Source organism: Pyrodictium brockii, from assembly GCF_055379715.1.
Map to the genome: position 1 here is coordinate 1,438,352 of NZ_AP042401.1, position 18,463 is coordinate 1,456,814.

21 protein-coding genes are annotated in these 18,463 nt (G+C 64.9%); 12 read left to right on the plus strand and 9 right to left on the minus strand.

Translation table 11 applies throughout. From position 1 onward, the window contains the following. Nucleotides 1-339: 339 nt before the first annotated feature. Complete coding sequence (locus ACZ42Y_RS07705) at nt 340-552, minus strand: hypothetical protein (protein WP_464735412.1); 213 nt, start codon at nt 550-552, stop codon at nt 340-342. 191 nt (nt 553-743) lie between these two features. Here ACZ42Y_RS07705 and ACZ42Y_RS07710 point away from each other — a divergent pair, with 191 nt between their 5' ends. After that, nucleotides 744-1,943, plus strand: coding sequence for a Clp1/GlmU family protein (locus ACZ42Y_RS07710; protein WP_464735413.1), 1,200 nt, complete (start codon nt 744-746; stop codon nt 1,941-1,943). 12 nt (nt 1,944-1,955) lie between these two features. On the opposite strand, the gene ACZ42Y_RS07715 is transcribed toward ACZ42Y_RS07710, so the two are convergent. After that, nucleotides 1,956-2,156, minus strand: coding sequence for a hypothetical protein (locus ACZ42Y_RS07715; protein ID WP_464735414.1), 201 nt, complete (start codon nt 2,154-2,156; stop codon nt 1,956-1,958). An 86-nt stretch (nt 2,157-2,242) separates the two neighbouring features. On the opposite strand from ACZ42Y_RS07715, the gene ACZ42Y_RS07720 reads away from it, so the two are divergent. Beyond that, nucleotides 2,243-3,535: a molybdopterin molybdotransferase MoeA gene (locus ACZ42Y_RS07720; RefSeq protein WP_464735415.1), complete on the plus strand. Its 1,293-nt coding sequence runs from the start codon at nt 2,243-2,245 to the stop codon at nt 3,533-3,535. Here ACZ42Y_RS07720 and ACZ42Y_RS07725 read toward each other — a convergent pair. Then, the gene (locus ACZ42Y_RS07725; protein ID WP_464735416.1) at nt 3,532-4,233 is read right to left on the minus strand and encodes an orotidine 5'-phosphate decarboxylase / HUMPS family protein; all 702 of its coding nucleotides are present in this window, start codon (nt 4,231-4,233) and stop codon (nt 3,532-3,534) included. The two genes, ACZ42Y_RS07720 and ACZ42Y_RS07725, sit on opposite strands and share 4 nt — an antisense overlap. Nucleotides 4,234-4,325: 92 nt before the next feature. Between ACZ42Y_RS07725 and ACZ42Y_RS07730 the strand changes: the two genes are divergently transcribed. The 3 genes from ACZ42Y_RS07730 (at nt 4,326) to dph5 (ending at nt 7,425) form a co-directional block, all read left to right on the plus strand. Further along, nucleotides 4,326-5,288 (plus strand): GHMP family kinase ATP-binding protein, encoded by a 963-nt coding sequence (locus ACZ42Y_RS07730; protein ID WP_464735417.1) that lies wholly within the window; start codon nt 4,326-4,328, stop codon nt 5,286-5,288. A 156-nt stretch (nt 5,289-5,444) separates the two neighbouring features. Continuing rightward, nucleotides 5,445-6,599, plus strand: a complete 1,155-nt coding sequence (locus ACZ42Y_RS07735) for a DUF1464 family protein (protein ID WP_058370546.1) — start codon at nt 5,445-5,447, stop codon at nt 6,597-6,599. Between the two features lie 22 nt (nt 6,600-6,621). Continuing rightward, complete coding sequence (gene dph5, locus ACZ42Y_RS07740; RefSeq protein WP_464735418.1) at nt 6,622-7,425, plus strand: diphthine synthase; 804 nt, start codon at nt 6,622-6,624, stop codon at nt 7,423-7,425. A 3-nt stretch (nt 7,426-7,428) separates the two neighbouring features. On the opposite strand, the gene ACZ42Y_RS07745 is transcribed toward dph5, so the two are convergent. Next, nucleotides 7,429-7,941: a hypothetical protein gene (locus ACZ42Y_RS07745; protein WP_058370544.1), complete on the minus strand. Its 513-nt coding sequence runs from the start codon at nt 7,939-7,941 to the stop codon at nt 7,429-7,431. 77 nt (nt 7,942-8,018) lie between these two features. Continuing rightward, on the minus strand, nt 8,019-9,251 hold the full coding sequence (locus ACZ42Y_RS07750) for a M20 family metallo-hydrolase (protein ID WP_464735419.1): 1,233 nt from the start codon (nt 9,249-9,251) through the stop codon (nt 8,019-8,021). A gap of 130 nt (nt 9,252-9,381) precedes the next feature. Between ACZ42Y_RS07750 and ACZ42Y_RS07755 the strand changes: the two genes are divergently transcribed. Further along, nucleotides 9,382-10,371 carry a thiamine-phosphate synthase family protein gene (locus tag ACZ42Y_RS07755; protein ID WP_464735420.1) on the plus strand — a complete coding sequence of 330 codons (990 nt, stop codon included), beginning with the start codon at nt 9,382-9,384 and terminating at the stop codon, nt 10,369-10,371. Between the two features lie 35 nt (nt 10,372-10,406). On the opposite strand, the gene ACZ42Y_RS07760 is transcribed toward ACZ42Y_RS07755, so the two are convergent. After that, nucleotides 10,407-11,201, minus strand: coding sequence for an ATP/GTP-binding protein (locus tag ACZ42Y_RS07760; protein WP_464735421.1), 795 nt, complete (start codon nt 11,199-11,201; stop codon nt 10,407-10,409). Between the two features lie 131 nt (nt 11,202-11,332). Between ACZ42Y_RS07760 and ACZ42Y_RS07765 the strand changes: the two genes are divergently transcribed. The 6 genes from ACZ42Y_RS07765 (at nt 11,333) to ACZ42Y_RS07790 (ending at nt 15,662) form a co-directional block, all read left to right on the plus strand. Beyond that, nucleotides 11,333-11,704, plus strand: coding sequence for a cren protein (locus ACZ42Y_RS07765; RefSeq protein ID WP_464735422.1), 372 nt, complete (start codon nt 11,333-11,335; stop codon nt 11,702-11,704). A gap of 126 nt (nt 11,705-11,830) precedes the next feature. Then, nucleotides 11,831-12,034 carry a ribbon-helix-helix domain-containing protein gene (locus ACZ42Y_RS07770; protein WP_058370540.1) on the plus strand — a complete coding sequence of 68 codons (204 nt, stop codon included), beginning with the start codon at nt 11,831-11,833 and terminating at the stop codon, nt 12,032-12,034. Between the two features lie 82 nt (nt 12,035-12,116). Beyond that, nucleotides 12,117-12,377 carry a hypothetical protein gene (locus ACZ42Y_RS07775; RefSeq protein ID WP_058370539.1) on the plus strand — a complete coding sequence of 87 codons (261 nt, stop codon included), beginning with the start codon at nt 12,117-12,119 and terminating at the stop codon, nt 12,375-12,377. Nucleotides 12,378-12,424: 47 nt separating this feature from the next. After that, nucleotides 12,425-13,777: an NfeD family protein gene (locus tag ACZ42Y_RS07780; protein ID WP_464735423.1), complete on the plus strand. Its 1,353-nt coding sequence runs from the start codon at nt 12,425-12,427 to the stop codon at nt 13,775-13,777. Nucleotides 13,778-14,032: 255 nt separating this feature from the next. Next, complete coding sequence (locus ACZ42Y_RS07785; RefSeq protein ID WP_464735424.1) at nt 14,033-14,956, plus strand: CBS domain-containing protein; 924 nt, start codon at nt 14,033-14,035, stop codon at nt 14,954-14,956. A gap of 253 nt (nt 14,957-15,209) precedes the next feature. After that, nucleotides 15,210-15,662, plus strand: a complete 453-nt coding sequence (locus tag ACZ42Y_RS07790; RefSeq protein WP_464735425.1) for a Fur family transcriptional regulator — start codon at nt 15,210-15,212, stop codon at nt 15,660-15,662. Between the two features lie 114 nt (nt 15,663-15,776). Here the strand turns inward: ACZ42Y_RS07790 and ACZ42Y_RS07795 are convergent, their stop codons facing one another. The 3 genes from ACZ42Y_RS07795 to ACZ42Y_RS07805 form a co-directional block, all read right to left on the minus strand. After that, the gene (locus ACZ42Y_RS07795; protein WP_058370536.1) at nt 15,777-16,106 is read right to left on the minus strand and encodes a hypothetical protein; all 330 of its coding nucleotides are present in this window, start codon (nt 16,104-16,106) and stop codon (nt 15,777-15,779) included. A gap of 181 nt (nt 16,107-16,287) precedes the next feature. Further along, nucleotides 16,288-16,725 (minus strand): HTH-type transcriptional regulator LysM, encoded by a 438-nt coding sequence (lysM, locus tag ACZ42Y_RS07800; protein ID WP_058370535.1) that lies wholly within the window; start codon nt 16,723-16,725, stop codon nt 16,288-16,290. A gap of 114 nt (nt 16,726-16,839) precedes the next feature. Then, nucleotides 16,840-18,462 (minus strand): CTP synthase, encoded by a 1,623-nt coding sequence (locus ACZ42Y_RS07805; RefSeq protein WP_464735426.1) that lies wholly within the window; start codon nt 18,460-18,462, stop codon nt 16,840-16,842. Between the last annotated feature and the right edge of the window lies 1 nt (nt 18,463).

Consider the following 18,463-nt stretch of genomic DNA (forward strand, 5'->3'; position numbering starts at 1 on the left):
GCCTTGGAGAGGGTGCGGCTGGTGCTGGAGAGGCCCGGGGTTAAGGCCTACTACCTGGAGTCCGGCGCCTACGTGGCCTCCTACGTGGGGAGGAGGCTCACGGCCGCCAGCCCGGGGGACGTGATGATCCCTCCTCCACTGGGCGCCGGGGAGAGGCAGGGGCTTCGTCTACGCCCCCGCAGCGCGAGCCACCGGCTGGATAGGCTGCTGGAGCTGCTGCGGGGGGCTGCCGGCCGGCGGGAAGGAGAAGGTGCTAGCCTTCCCGGTGGAGGAGAGGAGCCTGGGCATCCTGGAGGAGCTGGTCTACGGCGCGGGGAGGGGCGGGAAACACCGCGGGACCTAGCTGAGCTGGAACCCGTGTTTGGCAAGGAACTTCTTGACCTGCTTCGGTATCCTCGGCACCGCCCTCTCGTTGACGGCTATGTAGACGGGGCGGCTGAGCCTCGGGCCCTCGACGAGGGCCCCTATCACGCGGTCCTGCTGGTCGTAGAGCAGGGTGACCCTGTACTTTCCCACCTGGCGCTCCTCCCTCCTGGCTATCTGGAGCATCAAGTGCACCACCTCCGGCCCGGGGGTTCCCTCCTGGAGGAGGCGCGGCGCCCTCCGGGGGCGAGTCGTTCTCCTCTAGTGTGGGGCTCCCTGGAGAGCGGCCTATGCAATAGCGTGGGCTGGGGCCCGCTTATAGCTGCTAGCCCTCCTGGAGGGTGCCGGCACCCTGCTGCGCCTGGGGGCATGCATCGGCGTTGCCCGGCTGCTTCGATGTCGCGAGGGGCTCTGGGCTCTGGGTGTCGGGGCCGGCGAGGGTTGCTGTGGAGAGGGGGAGCGTGTACGCCAGCGGCTACACGCTGGAGGCTGACGGGGAGGCGCTGGTGAGGGGCACCCGCGGGTTCACGTTCTACGCTATCGAGGACTCCAGGCTCTGCGTCCACGCGGGGGCCGGGGCCTCAGCAAGGCTGGTGAGAGAGGGCTTCGAGACTGTGGAGGCCTGGAACAGGCTCGTGGAGGAGCTGGCCTCCCGGGGGTTCCGGCGCCTCGTGGTGGTGGGGCCGCCGGACTCGGGGAAGTCGACGCTGACGGCCTGGCTGAGGAACCGGCTGGAGCTGTGCGTCGTGGAGGCTGATGTGGGGCAGAACGAGCTGGGGCTCCCCGGCATGGTGGCGTACGCGCCTTGGAGCGGGCGGGCGCTGGTGCTGCAGGACCTGGAGCCCGCGGGGGCCTTCTTCGTGGGCCACGTCTCCGCCGAGAAGGCGGGGCCTCTCCTGGTCTCCGCCGCCGCGCGGGCCGCCAGGGCGTGCAGCGGCGGCCTCGTCGCCGACACTGACGGGTTCATCCAGGGCAGGGGCGCGTTCCAGAAGGCCGCTGTAGCCGAGGCCGTGGGGGCCGAGGCGGCCGTGGTGCTGGGCTCGGGGCCGGGGGCCGAGCAGCTATCCAGGCTCCTGGCGGGCCGGGGCCTCGAGGTGTTCCGGGCGCCGAGCCCCGGGCTGCTCCGGGAGAGGAGCAGGGTAGACCGGAGGAGCTTCCGCCAGAGACTCTACGCGGCGCTCTTCGCCAGGGGGAGGAGCCTTGTCCTCGATACGCGTCTAGTGAGCAACCTCTGCCCATACCAGGAGGCGGCGGGCCAGATTGTCTACACCTGCGGCTCCCTGGCGGTGGTGGAGTCCCAGAGGAGGGCCGGCCCTGGGGCCTGGGTGAGGCCTGGCTGGGCACGGGGGCTTCTGGCGGGCCTCAGCCTCCGGAGTGGCGTGGATGAGCCCGCCCTGGTGGAGCAGCTGAGCCCCCAGCGGGGCAGGCTAGTGGTCCGGGTCCCCGAGGCATCGCGGGCCCTGAGGGAGGAGGTGCTGGGGGTGACGCTGGGCTGGGTGAGGCTGGGCGAGGGGTTTAGGGAGGAGCATCTCGAGCCTGGATTCTACCCGGAGGCTGCGGCTAAAACACGTAGGCGGTAGCCCCAGGGCCTGCTACCTCCGGTCCCTCCGGAGCCGCTGCGCCGACACCACGGGCTGGGCCTGCGTGAGGAGCGCCGCTGCCGGGGGCGCTAGGCTCGGGGCCGCGTCGGGGAAGAGGCGCCGCCTCACCGGGAGACCCCCGGCCGAATCTATTCCCAGGCTGCCGGGCACCCTCCTCCGCCCACGTAGCACCCGGGTAGGCACGAGCCCCAAGCCCAGAAAACCCCGGCCGCGGGCCCCGGGCGAACCCTTAATGCCGCTTGGAGAGGCCTCTCCACAGCATGCAGGGACTGAGAGCCTTGTCCTCGAAGCGTGTGCCCCGCTACCTGGAGAAGCTCACCCCGGCCCCCGAGGCCGTGAGGATAGTGGCCTCCCGGGTCAAGCCGGTTAGCGAGACCTGCGAGCTACCCGTCTGGGAGGCGGTTGGCCGGGTCCTCGCCGAGGACGTTAGGGCGCCCCATGACTTCCCCCCGCGGCCTCGCGCGGCCTATGATGGCTACGCGATACGCTCCTCCGACACGCCGGGCAGGCTCCGCGTGATAGGGGAGGCCACCATAGGCAATATAGACGTCAAGTACAGGGTGGAGCCGGGCACCGCGGTCTACGTCTCCACAGGAGCCTACCTGCCCGAGGGCGCGGACACCGTGATACCCGAGGAGGCCGTGAAGAGGGAGGGCGACTACATTGTTGTAGACAAGCAGTTCCCCCCGGGCAAGAACTACGACCCGGTCGGCGCCTATGCGAGGAGGGGCCAGCTCCTCCTCCCCCGCGGCTACGTGCTAACAATGCTCGACGTGGCCGGGCTCCTCGACGTCGCAGTAACCAGGGTCAAGGTGTACCGGCCGGTGACTGTGGGTATCATAGCCACTGGGACCGAGCTCTTCGAGCCCAGCGACCCCGCGGAGGCGGAGGAGAGGATCCTCCGCGGAGAGGTTGCGGAGACGACCGCGAAGCTTGTAGAGTGGGCCATAGAGAAGTATACGCCCTGGGCGCTGGTGGCGGAGAGGGTCCTCCTCCCCGACAACGTGGACACGATAGCCTGGTACCTGACCCGGCAGATGAGGGGCCTCGACCTCGTCATACTGACCGGCGGCACCGGGCCCAGCGACGTGGATCCCTTCTACCAGCTGGCGGAGAAGCTGGGTGGGGAGGTGCTGTTCCGCGGCCTCTTCGTCAAGGGCGGCCGCCCCACCTCGGCGATGCTGCTCCCCGAGGGGCCCTTGGTGATAGCGCTCTCGGGCCACCCCGTATCAGCGCTCCACGGCTTCATAAGGCTCGTCTACCACGTGCTCAAGCACATGGGGAGCGTTAGGAGGGCCGCCGAGCCGCCGCTCCAGGCCGTGGCGGAGCTCGCCGGCGACATACGGGCGAAGAGGCCCCAGCCGGTGAAGGTGAGGCTCTACAGGGAGAACGGGATGCTCTACGCGGAGCCCCTGTCGCTGGAGAGGCAGCAGAGCTCGGTCATAGTAAGCAACGTGGAGGCCGACGGGATAGCAGTGGTGGAGAATAGGCAGTACAGCCGGGGCGAGAGGGTGCCGGTGATGGTGTACCGGGAGCCTGAGGAGAGGGGCAGCGGGGGGAGCCCCGGCTAGCCCCTCGAGGCCCTCCTCACAGCCTCTATTATCCTCCTGGCGGAGGCCGCCGGGTCGCTGCTCCTGGTTATAGCGCCCCCCACCACTATTATCGAGGCCCCGGCCTCGACCATGGCCGGCGCTGTCTTCTCGTTGAGCCCCCCGGCCACCGCCACCAGGCCGGGGAACCTTTCGGCTATCCTCCTCACCGCCTCCCTCAGGTCGGCAGCGGTCATGCCGAGCGCCCTCTGCGCGTCTATACCGACATGAACCTCTACTATGTCCACGCCGAGGCTGGCCAGCTGCTCCGCCCTCTCAACAGGGTTCCGCACCGCTATCAGGTCGGCCGCCAGGGCTGCCCCGTAACGGTGCGCCTCCCGGGCGGCCTCAGCTATGGTCTCGTCGAGGCTGCAGGCCAGCACGATTGTCACTGATGCGCCGGCGCGGGCGGCTAGCCCGGCCTCGAGGGCGCCGGTGTCAGCGGTCTTCATGTCCGCCACGACGGGGTTAGGGGAGACCACTCTGGAGAGGAGTGTGATGCTCCTCAAGCCCTCGCTCTTTATCAGGGGGGTCCCGACCTCGGCGAGCCAGAGGCCTTCCAGGCTCCCCCGCAGCCTCGCTGCGAGCCCGAGGGCGTCGCCCAGGTCGGTGTAGTCGAGGGCCACCTGTAGGACGGGGGCTTCGCTCTCAAGCCTGGAGACTACATCTGGCTTGTACACGTCTGGGCGCCCCGTGTCGGGCAGCCGGGGGCCGCGGAGCCGGGTAGATAAGGGCTAGGCCCCCGGGGGCCTTCCCTGGAGGGCTAGGAGCTGTGCCAGAGAGGGTCCTGGTCTCGGCCCCCGCTCACCTCCACGCCGGCAACATGGACCTCCATGGCGGGCTCGGCAGGCTCTACGGCACAGTTGGCTTCACCATCTCGCGGCCGAGGCTCGTGCTGGAGGCGTGGCGCTGCAGCGGTACCCGGGCCGAGGGCCCCGACGCCGAGAGGGCTGAGGAGCTGGCTGAGAGGCTGAGGGGCCGGCTGGGGCTCCCTGGGCTGTGCGTGAGGATACACGAGTCCATACCCAGGCACGTGGGCATGGGGAGCACCACCGCCCTCGCACTAGCCCTGGCCAGGGCCTACCAGCTCCTCTACGGCGGCGGCTTCAGCCTGGAGGACGCGGCGCTGGCGCTGGGCCGCTCCACCGTCTCAGCGCTCGGGTTCTACAGCTTCACCCGCGGCGGCATGGTGGTTGATGGCGGCTTCCGGCTGGAGGAGAGGGGCCGGAGCATACCCCCGCTCATAGCCAGGTACGAGCTGCCCGCCGGCTGGCGGTTCGTGGTGGCTGTGCCCCGGGAGCCGCTGCCCGCCATACTGGAGGTCAAGGAGAGGGAGGACGAGGTACTAGACGCTATGCCCACCATGTCGGAGGAGATGGCTATGAGGGCTTCCCGGATAGTGCTGATGAAGCTTATGCCCGCCGCGGCCGAGGCCAGGCTGAGGGAGCTGCTGGAAGCACTGGAGGAGTTCAACTCGCTCCTCGGCGAGTATTGGGCCGCCAGGCAGAAGGGGCGCTACTGCTGCCCCCTGGTCGAGGAGGGGATAAGGCTCCTCCACCGTCTCGGCGCTGCGGGGGCTGCGCAGAGCAGCTGGGGGCCGACATTCTACACGATAGCCCCGAGCCTCAGCGAAGCCCTGAGAATCGCGGCCGAGCTGGAGAAGTGGCTCTCCAGCCACGGCGGCGGCAGCGTCTACCTAGCCGGCCCCGACAACCAGGGAGCCAGAGTGCTCTAGCCCCCATGCCCCCCGGGGCTTGCAGCGGCATAGCATGTTAAGACAGGCCACGCCGCTACCTGTGTCCGGCGGGATTAGAGCTCCTAAGGGCCCCGCCCCCAGGGGCCTCCGTGGCCCCGTCCTGGCGGCCTAGCTTCCGGCCTAGAGGTGGGAGTGTTGGGGCTGAGAAGCGCTGGAGTGGACTCGGGCACATACAGCGTGGACATTGTGGCGATAGAGGAGAGCGATGGAGGCTTTAGGGTGGTGTACGAGGAGGCTATACCGAGGATGCTTGTTGTCAAGAACCCTGGCATAATAGTTGAGAGGCTTAGTATGCTTGTCCGGGAGAATAATGTCTCCTCGATAGCCGTGTCCAGCGGCTACGGGGTGCCGCTGAAGAGGGCCCAGGAGACGGGCAGGGAGGAGATAAGGGCCGCCACTTTCATCCACCGCGGGGACGAGGAGAGGGGGCTCCGGATACTCGGGCTCCGGAGGGCCATGGAGTTGCTGGCTGAGAGCGATCTACCCGTCTGGTTCACCCCGGGCGTGGTGCAGCTCCCCACGGTGCCCGAGTGGAGGAAGCTAAACAAGATAGACATGGGGACCAGCGACAAGGTATACTCGGCCGCGGCCGCGCTCAGGGAGGAGGTCGAGGACCGGGGCACCCCGGTCGAGGAGGCGGACATAATAGTGCTGGAGGTGGGCTACGCCTACACCGCGGCCCTGGCCCTGGAGTCGGGGAGGATCGTGGACGGTATAGGCGGCACGGCCGGGTTTACAGGCTATATGGGGGCTGGGGCCTGGGACTCGGAGGTAGCCTACCTGGCGGCTTTCATCGAGCCCGGGTTTAGCAAGGAGAGGCTCTTCGAGGGCGGCGCCGCTGCGCTGCTGGGCGGCGGGTGGCCCCCTCCCCCGCCCGAGGAGGTGGCTGAGAGGGCCGCCAGGGGGGATGAGAGGGCCCGGCTCGTGATCGAGGCGCTGGCGGAGGCTGCCGCTAAGGACGTGCTCGCCCTCCTCGCGTCCGTCAGGCCCCGCAGGGTCTATGTTACGGGGCGCTGGTGGAGGGTGGAGGCCTTCCGCCGCGCCCTGGGGGAGAAGCTCGCCCCCCTGCTTTCCAGGCTCGGGGCGGAGGCCACCGGGCTGGGCTACAGGGGCACAGCTAAGGAGGCCGCCCTGGGCGCCGCGTTGATAGCCAACGGGCTTGCCGGCGGCAGGTACGAGTGGATCGTGGAGACGCTCCGGCTCCGGGAGAGCAGGGGGACAGTGTTTGATCACATAGTGGTCGGCGGGCTGAGTGAGAGGGCGCGCCGCTACTACGGGCTACAGCGGTAGCCTCCCAGGGGGCTGCGGGGCCTTGCCGCTCTACATCGTGGGTGCGGGCGTCTCCTCGGAGTACCTCACCCTACGGGCGCTCCAGCTGATAGGGGCCGCCGACAAGGTCTACATAGACGTGTATACAAGCATAGCGCCGGGCGTCGACCGGGAGCTTGTGAGGAGGCTCAACCCCCGCGCGGAGATCGTGGAAGCCACCAGGAGGATGCTGGAGGACGAGGCGTGGAGGCTCGTGGAGGAGGCGAGGGAGAGGAGCGTCGTGCTCCTCGTCCCCGGCGACCCGCTGCACGCCACCACCCACGTGGCCCTGCTCCTGGAGGCTAGGAGGAGGGGCGTAGAGGCCCACGCCGTCCCGGGGGTCTCGGGGCTCCAGGCCGCTGTTGACGCCACGGGGCTGCAGGTATACAGGTTCGGGAAGACCGTCACCCTTGTCTACCCCGAGGAGGGGTTCAAGCCCTACAGCACCGTGGAGACCATCTGGGCCAACCAGGAGAGGGGGCTCCACACCCTGGTGCTACTCGACCTAAGGCTCGACGAGGGCCGCGCGATGGCCGTGCCGGAGGCGGTGAGCATCCTTCTGGAGCTGGAGAAGGAGCTCGCCCGGGAGACGGGGCGTGAGCCACAGATACGGAGCGCGCTCCTAGCTGGGGTGGCGAGGGCGGGGACGAGCGAGCAGCGCTGCGTCGCGGGGACGCCGGAGGAGGTGGCCTCCGCCAGCTACCCTCCCCCGCCCCATAGCCTTGTGGTGACTGCGCCCAGGCTCCACCCGATGGAGGAGGAGGCTCTGAGGCTGCTCTGCGGCTGCAGGAGCTGCGGCAGGAGATAGCCCCTACATGTGGGTCGGGGGCTGCTCCTGCTCCTCTATGTACTCGCAGCTCCTGGGAACCAGCATAAGCATCGGGCCGGCGTCGGTGGAGCTCACGTATACCCCCGCGACGGGTGCCTCGAAGCCGTCCACGTCGAGGCGGAGCTTGTAGAGCTTCACCTCCGCCCCCGTCTCCCCGGCGTAGGCGAGGGCGGCCAGCCCCCAGAAGTGGTCTATCTCCACGTCGCCCACCATCACCCTGCCCTGGGTAACCCGGAGCTCCTGGACCTCCACAGCCGAGCCCGAGTCCAGGAGCGCCTTAACGTTCTCATCCCCGAAGGTGGCCAGGAGGCAGCCCTCGACCACTATAACCGGCACAGCAGCCCCGGGTGACTCGAGGACCGCGACACCTAGGTCGTAGAAGTGGCAGACTATCTGCCCCGAGTCCGGGTCTATGGCGCCCCTCATCTGGAGGAGGACATCGAACACGCTGTAGGGTATGCTGAAGTACCGCGTGGTAGTGAGCCGCAGCCCCATGCCAGGCACCCGGGCTGGAGCCCCCGGGAGGCCCAGGGGCCGAGGGGCTTGGCTGTTAAAACATGGCGGCGCGGCGGCTAGGCCTTGTTGAGCAGGTAGTGTAGGAGTGTATCCACGTCCGCCAGCACGTAGCTCAGGCGGGTGTACTCGTTAGGCTGGTGGGCCGTCTCGTCGCACGTCATCCAGACTATTGCCTGGTAGCCGTGGCGGCGCAGGTAGCGGGCCACCGTGCCGCCCCCTATGCCCACGGGCTTCGGCTCCACGCCCCTAGCCTCCCTTATAGCCTCGAGGAAGCCCTTCACGAACACGCTGTCCGTCCTAGTAGGCTCGCCCGCCTCGTCGAGTACCACGGGCTCAACCTCCACCCCGGCGCCGGTCTTGGCGGAGAAGCTGTAGGCCACGGCCCTCACCGTGTCGAGGACCTCCTCCAGGCTGTAGCTTGGGAGTATCCTCATATCCCAGTACACCGTGTCCACGCCAGGTATAGTGTTTATGTTGCCTACGTTCTCCTCCTTCCTCGTGGGCTCGAAGGTGGAGACGGGTGGCTCGAACCTCTCGTCGTAGCGGGTGAACCTCTCGTGCAGCAGCCTGTCCAGCTCCAGGTTGAACATCATTCCTAGGCGGTGGGCGTTGAGCCCCGTGTGGGGCATGCTGGCGTGGGCCTGCCTCCCCCTCACCGTGACCCTTATCCAGGCTATATGCTTCTCCGCCACTATCACCTTGGAGCCGTCGGGGCTCCCGGCATCCGGGACCAGGAACCAGTCGGTCTCAGGCGGGCCGAAAGCCCCCTTCTCGAGGAGGTAGATGAGCCCGTACCTGCTGCCCGCCTCCTCGTCGCTCACCAGGGCTATGCCCAGGTTTACCCGGGGCTCGAGGCCCTTCTCCACCAGGTGCTTGGCGGCCGCGAGCGCGAGCACTATGCCCTGACCGTCATCCTCCACGCCTCTGCCATACACCTTGTCGCCCTCCACCACCACGCTGTAGGGGTTGCTCCTCCAGAGACTAGGGTCACCCTCCGGCACCGTGTCCATGTGGGCCACTACCCAGAGGGTGCGGCTCTCGTCGCGGCCGGGGAGGACTGCGAGCAGGTTTGGGCGCACGCCTCCCTCAGCCCTCGGGTCGCTCGCATCAAACCTCTCTACTCTGAGGCCCAGCTTCTCCAGCTCCTCTTGAAGCACCCTGGCCCTCTCCAGCTCGCCTCTGCCCCCGAGGTCCGGGGGGAGCGCCTTCACCGGTATGAAGCGCTTGTATAGATCCACTATGTAGCTTTTGAGCTTATCTACATCTCTCTCTCCGAGCACGCGGGGCATAGCGGGGGCGCCACCCCCTTCTCCGCCAAACCCGGGGCACGCACCTGCTTAAGAGGAGTCGTATGCTCTCCTTCTCCCCTGGAGGGCTCCCCGGAGCCCTTCAGGCAATGCGCCCGGGGAAGGAGGGCCTATGCTCCCGCACGAGCTCGCCGCACGCTATATAGTGCCCCCCATGAAGGCTCTTGTAGCCCATGTGCTCAGGGAGAAGGGGCTAGGCCAGGAGAGGATAGCCAGGCTCCTTGGAGTCTCCCAGCCCATGGTGAGCAGGTACCTGAGGCGGAAGAGGAGTGAGGTGCTCCGCGAGCTCGAGGAGGCCGGCGCCCTCGGAGACGAGGCGTCCTCGGTGGCAGCCGTCCTGGCCTCGAGGCTCCTCCAGGGCGACTATAGGGGCTATATCTCCCTCTTCACGAGCTACATAAACACGCTCCTCGTCCGCGGCTCCCTCTGCCAGCTCCACCAGCGCCTCGACCCCATGGTGCCCCGAGACTGCAGCATATGCTCCAGCCTCTTCCAGCCCGGCAGCGACCCCCTGGTGCTGGAGGTGGAGGAGGCGGTGAGGCTCTTCTCCTCAGCCCCCGGCGCCGAGCAGCTAGTACCCAACGTAGGCTCCAACATAGTCGCAGCGGCCCCCCACGCCTCCTCGTTGCAGGAGACCGTCGGGCTCACCGGGGCCCTAGTCCGGGCCGGGGACAAGGTCGTGGCGGTGGGTAACCCCGCCTACGGGGGGAGCAGGCACACTGCACAGGTGCTTCTCCTGGCCAAGAAGAGGCGGCCCGGCATCCGCGCCGTGGCGGTGATAGCCCACTCGCGGAGCTGCATCGAGAGGCTAAGGGAGAAGGGGCTCCACGTGATCGAAACCGGGCCCCATAGGAGCCCCGAGAGGCTTCTAGAGGAGATAGCGGAGGTGCTCTCCAAGACAGGCGGGCCCGTGGACGCTGTGGCGGACCTGGGCGGCCAGGGCCTCGAGCCCGTGATCTACGTCTTCGGCCCCAACGCCCTAGAGGCCGTGGAGAGGGCGCTCACCTGCCTCCCCCCGAGGGCCGCGGAGCCCCGGGCAATCCCCCGGCAGGAAAGAGCCCTAGGGGACCGCGGCCTTCTCCAGGCGGGGCGCGTGGCCTAGAAACCCGGCCCATGACCGCGGGCCGCCTGGAGGGGCTAGAGCCGGGGGCTCGGCTCCTCCGTGTAGAAGTCCTCTCCCCCCGCGAGCACCTGCTGGAGCGCTGCGTAGACATCGTCGAGCCCGTAGCCTGAGAGCGCTGAGACGAAGCGCAGCGCCGCGGGAGCCGTGGAGCCCTCGGGCGCCAGTGCTTCGAGGCTCTTCGCCGCCGCCTCAGCCATCAGAGGGTCGAGCCCCCCGGCTACGAGGGCGTTGTAGAGGTTCTCGGGGCTGTTAACCTGCTCCTGGATCTCCTCCATCTGCTCCGGCTTCAGGAGGTCGGCTTTGGAGACCGCGTTCACCTGCGGGAGGCCGAGGCGGAGCCTGGTTGAGAGGGCCAGGAAGAGGCTGGAGGCTAGGCTGCGCGGGTTGGAGGCGAACACGGCGTCGAATATGAACAGGGCGGCGGCGCGTTCGCCGGCTATTATCTCGCGTACCACGTAGGGCCCGGTGTCGCGGAAGGCAAATAGCTCCATCTGGCCCGGCGTGTCTATGAGCACGTAGTTAGCCTTGGTCGCCTCTACCTCCGACCTTATCTTGTCCACGTAGTTCATCAGCATGTCCACCGACGCCACCAGGGCCCCGTTGGGGCCGAGCATGTGCTTCTCCATGATGCTTCTAGCGTCGATGTAGTCGCGCACGTCCACGTCGGGCTCGTAGGGGAGCCACTCCGCCGCCGGGTCCAGGTTTACACGGGCTACATCAAGCTCGTTGAACTCCAGCCAGTCCCCGAGCGCGTCGACTAGATGGGACTTACCGCTGCCCGCAGGCCCCACCACGACTACGAAGAACACGGCCCGCCGCACCTCTCTAGGAGCAGCCTCCCGCCCGCCCGGGGGTAATCTGCTAGGAGCCCGGCAGCGTCGTAGAGGCCTAGTGCTTATTATCGCCACAGCCTTGGCTCTCGCTGGGGGCCCGGGAACCCTTGGCCGACGAGCAGGTTGGGGAGAAGCTCATACCCGTTAAGGTTGGCTCGCTGAGGGACCTGGCCAGGATAGCGGCGAGCATAGTAACCCTCGGGCAGCCAGCTTACCTTGTCCGGTTCCCCGGCAAGGATGGTGGGAAGGTGTACGGTATCATAGCGGTGCTGCGCGACTACTACAAGCTCTACGGGCTCCCCATGCTCTACTACTATGTCGACAGCGGCAACGAGCTCGGCGACGGGAGCTACCTGCTCGTGAAGCTAGACGACCAGGGAGAGCACATCGAGGTGTCACACGCTACACGCCCAGGCTGGGTGGCGATACCCATCATAAACCTGGCCGAGAAGCCCAGCTTCTTCCCCGAGGAGGTCTAGCAGCCCCCAGGGGCCCCGGGGGAGCTCCAGAGGAGGCAGCGGATTCAGTGGAAGAAGTAACACAGCTCCCCCGGGTTTTAAACCTTACCTCCATGCCTACAGCGTCCCTACCGGTGAGCCTCCGGGATGCGCCTCGTAACCGTGAAGATGCCCGAGACATACCTTGAGGGGCTCGACGAGCTTGTCAAGATGGGCAGGTACAGTAGCCGGAGCGAGGCGATAAGGATAGCCGTCCGCGAGCTGCTCAAGCGCGAGCTATGGGGCGTCCCCGAGCACCCTACCGGCTTCGAGCTCGCCCCGCGGAGGGAGCCCCGCCGCGTAACCGTCTAGCCCCCTCCGGGGGCCGCGGCTAGCCCTTATGGGCAGTTGGTTTTTAGCAGTACACCGCCCCTCGCGGGCCTCTGGGAACGCTATGTCGCTCCTAGCCCTGGCCCTGGCTGGGGGAGTGCTGGGCCTCGCCTACGCCTTCATTAGGAGGGCTGAGCCAGAGAGGGCGCTCAAATACATAGTGGCTGGGGCCATAGGGCTCCCGCTGGTCTGCGTGACAGCCAGTATTCTCGTGAAAATCATAGTGTTCCTCATAGCTGTCGCCGTGATCGCCGCCATACTCTACATCATCTACGTGTTCCTGGCAGAGAGGGGCCTCGAGGGGCATGGGTTTAGGAGGCCCTAGCCCCTTCCACCTGCTGGGAGGACCTGCAGGAGGGGATGGAGACGCGCTTGTCCCGGGAGTGGCTGGCCGCGGTAACGCTGCTGGCCGTCCTCATGCCTCTCGCCGCCCACCACTCCCTCAGCGCAGGGGACGGGAGAAGCATTGTTGTCGTGGCCCCTGTTAAAGGGGTCATAGACGGGTCCATACGGGACTACGTTGTGAGAGCCCTGGAGTACGCCGAGAAGATGCACGCCAGCGCCGTGGTGCTTGAGCTCAATACTCCCGGCGGGAGCCTGGACGCTGCACTAGACATTGTGGAGATGCTGGAGAGGTCGCCGACGCCGGTCATAGGCTTCGCTAGGGGCCGCTGGGCGGTGAGCGCCGGGACAATGATACTCATGTGCACCAGCTACGCCGCGATGGAGCCGGGCACTGTTATAGGCGCTGTCCAGCCAGTCGAGCTGACCAGCAGCGGGGAGTACCGCCCGGTTAACGAGTCCAAGGTACTGAACCCCGTCTACAAGAAGATTGAAGCGTGCATGAGGCTCCACGGCAGGAATACGAGCCTCGCCAGGGAGTTTGTCTACCACAACCTGGTGCTGGACGCCGAGGAGGCGGTGAGGCTCCACGCGGTGGAGGCGGTCGCCAGGAGCCTATGGGAGCTGCTGGAGAAGGCGAATAATACTGTGGTTGAAACCATATACGGGCCCGTTAGGCTCACGCTGATAGAGCCAAGGATAGTCTACTATGGCATGCCTCCAGGCCTCCGGCTGGCCCATATACTCTCGGACCCCCTGGTCAGCTCCCTCCTCACAACCATGGCAGTGCTAGTGATAATAGCCGCTATCGCCAGCGGGCACCCGCTAGCCATAGCGGCCGGGATAGCGCTGATGCTCCTCGGCCTCTTCGGCCTAGGCCTCAGCGCCAGCGTACTGGCAGCCGCTCTGATGCTGGTAGGCGCGATCATGCTGATAGCGGAGCTGGCGCTCATACCCGGCTTCGGCGTGGTCGGGATAACGGGCATACTACTACTGCTCATAGGCGGCTTCATAATGTTCGCCGGCAAGCCTATATACATTGCTGGGGAGAGCCTCCACAGCACCCTCTACACGCTCCTAGCTGCGACCGTGCCTATAGCCGGGCTAACCCTAGTGGTCGTATACAAGGCTGCCAGGGCCTGGAGGCTGAAGCCCATCTACCAGCCCTCCCCCGTGGGGAAGAGGGGGAAAGCGCTCGACGACATCCCTCCCGGCGGCACCGGCTTCGTGCTGGTCGAGGGGGAGTACTGGCAGGCCCGCAACACGGGGGATAAGCCCATCCGGCGTGGCGACATGGTGCTGGTCGTAGGCAAGGAGGGGGCAATTCTGCTCGTGAGGCTTGCACCGGAAGCCCCGGGGAGCCGGGAAAGCAGGCTAGGATAAACCCCCGGCACCTAGGCCAGGGCACTTTTCAGAAACTACTATCCTAATAGTTATGTTGCCATACTATGATTATTATTGCTGCCTAATAAGAAGGCTGGTCCCGGCACCATCCGTCTATCTTTAGTTGGTTCCTATACCGTCCTGCGGACGAACACTAGGAAGGTTCTAAGTGATAGAGTATACTAATATATGTGAGTACGCTGGGGCTCCAGTGCGGCGGGTGGGTTAGGGGTGGTTGCCCACTACAGACTTACCATGTCACAGCGTGAGGTGCTGGAGGCTCTTATAAAGCTTTATGAGCAGAAGCGGCGGCTCATAAAGAGCAAGGAGATAGCGGAGGTCATAAACCGCGACGAGGGCACAGTACGTAACATAATACTCAGCCTCAAGAGCCTCGGCCTCGTGGAGTCCAAGACGGGGCCCAGCGGTGGCTACATGCCTACCCTCAAGGCCTACGAGGTAATGAAGGGCGCTATGACCCAGGTGCCGGTTAAGCTGCGCAGGGACGGCACAGAGATAGACGTGACTATTATAGGCATTGAGATACTCGACGTGCTGAACCCTGAGGGCGGTAGGGCGATACTAAGGGTGCACGGCGATATAAGGAGGCACGTGAAGCCCGGGGATCACGTGGAGATAGGGCCTACACCCCTAGCCAACGTCATGATAGAGGGCACAGTAGTACATATGGATCCTGCTAGCGGCCAAATGAGCATAAAGATAACCCGTATGGTGAGCGTCCCGAAGGTGCCAGTTATAGAGATTGCTAGCCTTAAGCCTCTCACAACCAGCCCCGAGACGCCTATAAAGGAAGTGGCGGCCATTCTCTCCTCGAAGAGGATACGCGGCGTACCGGTAGTCGAGAGGGGGAGGCTAGTCGGGATAATAACCCAGACAGATCTCACGCGGGCCCTGGCCGAGGGCAGGATCGACGCGAAGGTACGCGACTACATGTCAAGCCCCGTGATAACCGTGAGGGAGACCGACGACATTAACCATGCCATAGAGCTTATGAACAAGCATGATATAGGCAGGGTTGTAGTCGTAGACTCTGCGGGGCGTGTAGCAGGCATTGTGACGAGAACGGACATACTGAGGTTCATAGCGGGCATTTCCAGGAAACGAGCAGGCCCTGAGGGCAGCGTTCCCCAGGCTTCCACGAGCCAGGCCGAGGCCTAGGGATCCGTATAGGGCATGTTACAAAGTCCCTGGAGGGCTTATAGGAGCACGCTCACCCATACCCCGGGTCCCCCCTAGGGGCCGATGAGGAGTACTCCCCAGCTAGAGCATCCTCCACTGAGATGACGAGAATTCCTTTAGCCGAGGCCAGCCCTGGGTACGCCAGGGAAAGATAGATTAACGCAGAAGACAATATTAGAGCGGGATTAGGCACTGTTCCTAGGTTGGAAGAACTTCGGGAGGGGGTACTACGGTGGCCGCTGCCAGCGGGAACGTCGAGGAAAGGCTTGTACGGCTGATAACCGAGCTGAGGAGGCAAGGGCTCCGGGTTACTGCTCAGAGGCTCACGATAGCGCGTATAGTGTTCGAGAACATTAAGGATCACCCCAGCTTCATGGAGATACTCGAGAAGGTTCGGCAGGTAATGCCGAGCGTGAGCCCCAGCACGGTGTACAATAACCTCCAGCTTCTCGAGAAGCTAGGGCTCATCAAGAGCTTCGACGTCGCAGGCGAGACACGCTACGACGACACCAATCCCCATATCAATGTGGTGTGCCTTGACAACGGCAAGGTGCTGGACATAGATCATAACGCCACCAGTATAATGGACGAACTCGTGAAGATGCTTGGGGGCGACAAGAGGGTATACGAGGTAGTGGTGTACGCGTACTGTGGTAAGAGGGGGGAGGCCTCAGGGCCAGGCTGACGTCCTCACCGCCCGGCTTCGGTGTGGGCGACAGCTCCTCAGCGGCCCCGAGATGCGACTACCTGTCTAGAGGTGCGGCTCTTAGCCGTTACCTCTTCGGGGCTGCCTAGGATGCTACACCGTCTCCTCGCCGGTATGCTTGCCCTGGAGGGGCTCGGCCAGGTTCAGCTCCTCAAGCACCTTGAGGAGCTCCTCTATCTTTTCGGCTACACGCATACCCTGCTCGGTTAGCTTCACGCACTTGCTGCTACCGCAGTAGAAGAGCCTTATGAGGCCGAGCGTTGCGGCCTCGCGGGCGCTGCGGTAGGTTGTACCAACACCTATACCGTAGCGGGGGATGCGGTGTATCGGCATAGGGCCGTGCTCGTAGAGTATCGCTAGTATGCGTAGTATCCCGGGCCGTGCTAGTAGCCAGTACCTACGCGACATCCCCGTGCTGTTCATGGCTCCTCACCGCTCGCCGGGGGCTGGAGGCATTTCAAAGGCTTCGCGGAGGGCCGGGGTGACATTAGGAGGGCCTCCCTCGGCCTTCTCCCCACGTGAGTAGTGTTAAGGGTTAGGCTTGAACAGTGTTTGCAAGCAGTTTTATTATGCCGGGGCCCCTGCTTCCCGCCGCCTGCTCTCCCTACACCCATTGGCGTAGGACTATCATGGAGTTTGTGCCGGAGACTCCGGGTATCGACCTTATATAGTCTATACACTTGTTTACGTCATCTATCTTCTCGCCGCGCACCATCACCAGTATATCGTAGTCCCCGGTCACCTCGTACACGGCCTCCACGAGGTCGAGCGAGAGTATCTTCTTGGACACCTCCGGCACCGACACCGGGGGCTGGGTTCTCACAAGTATGAACGCTCTTATCTCGCTCCCGGTATCGTAGACTATGGTGAACTTCTTTATCACACCAGTCTTGATGAGCTTTGTTATCCTCTTCCTTACAGCCGACTCGCTCAGCCCCAGCTCCTGGGCCAGCCTCACGTAGGACATGCGGGCGTTGTCGCGGAGGAGGCGGAGGAGCTTCATATCTATCTCGTCGATGCTCGGCTTCTGCTGACCCTGCATAGCCGGCTCTACACCTCTCCACCACCGGTAGGAGCTGGCTACACCTCTTACAGGGCATCCAGCCCTGAGATAATCTCCGCGGCCCCCGGGTGTTAGAGGGTGCGGGCCCTGGCCCTAGCCCTCCCCGGCCGGGTCAAGCCCCTGGGCGGCGCGGAGTAGGCCAAGGAAGAGCGGGGCCGGCCTCATCGGTCTGCTCCGGAACTCCGGGTGAGGCTGGCTGCCGACGAAGAACCGGTAGCCCTTCAGCTCTATGAACTCTACGCGGCCTCCCTCCAGGCTGTAGCCGGATACATCCATGCCAGCCGAGACGAGCCGGTCGAGGTACTTGGGGTTGACCTCGTAGCGGTGGCGGTGCCTCTCATAGACTATCTCCTTGCCGCCGTAGACCTTGTGGACCAGGGTGCCGTGTATCAGCTTTATCGGGTAGGAGCCCAGCCTCATGGTGCCGCCTAGCTGGTTCACATAGCGCTGCTCCTCTAGTAGGTCTACCACTGGGTAGGGGGTGTCGGGGTCTAGCTCGGTGCTGTTAGCGTCCTCGAGGCCTGCCAGGTGCCTAGCTATAGCCACCACTGCAAGCTGCATGCCGAAGCATATCCCCAGGAAGGGCTTCCCCTCCTCTATGACCTCCCTTATTACCGCTATCTTGCCCTCCGCGCCCCGGGCGCCGAAGCCGGGAAGCACTATTACAGCATCGTTCTCCTCCAGAGGCTTCCTGGGGCTCAGCTTGCCCTTCTCCACCAGCGTCGACTCGTACCAGTTTAGGACGGGCTTCACCCGGAGCGCTGCGCCGGCGTGGCGCAGAGCCTCTATTATGCTGAGGTAGCTGTCCTTGAGCTTGGTGTACTTGCCCACCATTGCTACCCGGACGGGCTTGCTCGCCCCCTTCACCCAGTTGACGAAGTCCTCCCAGGCGGATAGGTCTGGCTTCCTGTCCTCCAGCCCGAGCCTCCGGGCTATGTAGCGGCCGAGGCCCTGCTCCTCGAGTATCAGGGGGACCTCGTATATCACCTCCACGTCAGGGTTGCTGAACACTGCCTCGGGAGGCAGGTTGGCGTAGAGGGCTATCTTGTTCCGGGCCTCGTCCTCCAGCGGCTTAATGCTCCTAGCGATTATCGCGTCTGGCTGTATTCCTATCCTTCTCAGCTCCTGGACGCTGTGCTGGACCGGCTTCGTCTTCTGCTCCCCGGTGGTGGAGAGGACCGGTACCAGAGCCACGTGGATGAATAGGGTGTTCTGGTATCCCTCCTCCATCCTCATCTGGCGCACTGCCTCAAGGAACGGGAGCCCCTCTATATCGCCTACCGTGCCGCCTATCTCCACGAGCACTATGTCGGCCCCGGTATTCCTCGCAACCTCTCTTATCCTGGCCTTGATCTCATTGGTTATGTGGGGGATTACCTGCACCGTCTGGCCCAGGTACTCGCCGCGCCTCTCCCTCTCTATCACGGTGAGGTATACCTGGCCCGTCGTTATATTGTTCCTCTTGGAGAGGAACGTGTCAAGGAAGCGCTCATAATGGCCCAGGTCTAGGTCGGTCTCCCCGCCGTCCTCGGTCACGTAGACCTCGCCGTGCATGTAGGGGTTCATGGTGCCGGCGTCAACGTTTATGTAGGGGTCTATCTTTATTGCTGTGACGGTGTAGCCGCGGGCCTTCATGAGCAGGCCTATGGAGGCTGTGGTTATCCCCTTACCGACGCTGCTGAGGACTCCCCCCGTCACGAAGATGTACTTTGCCATG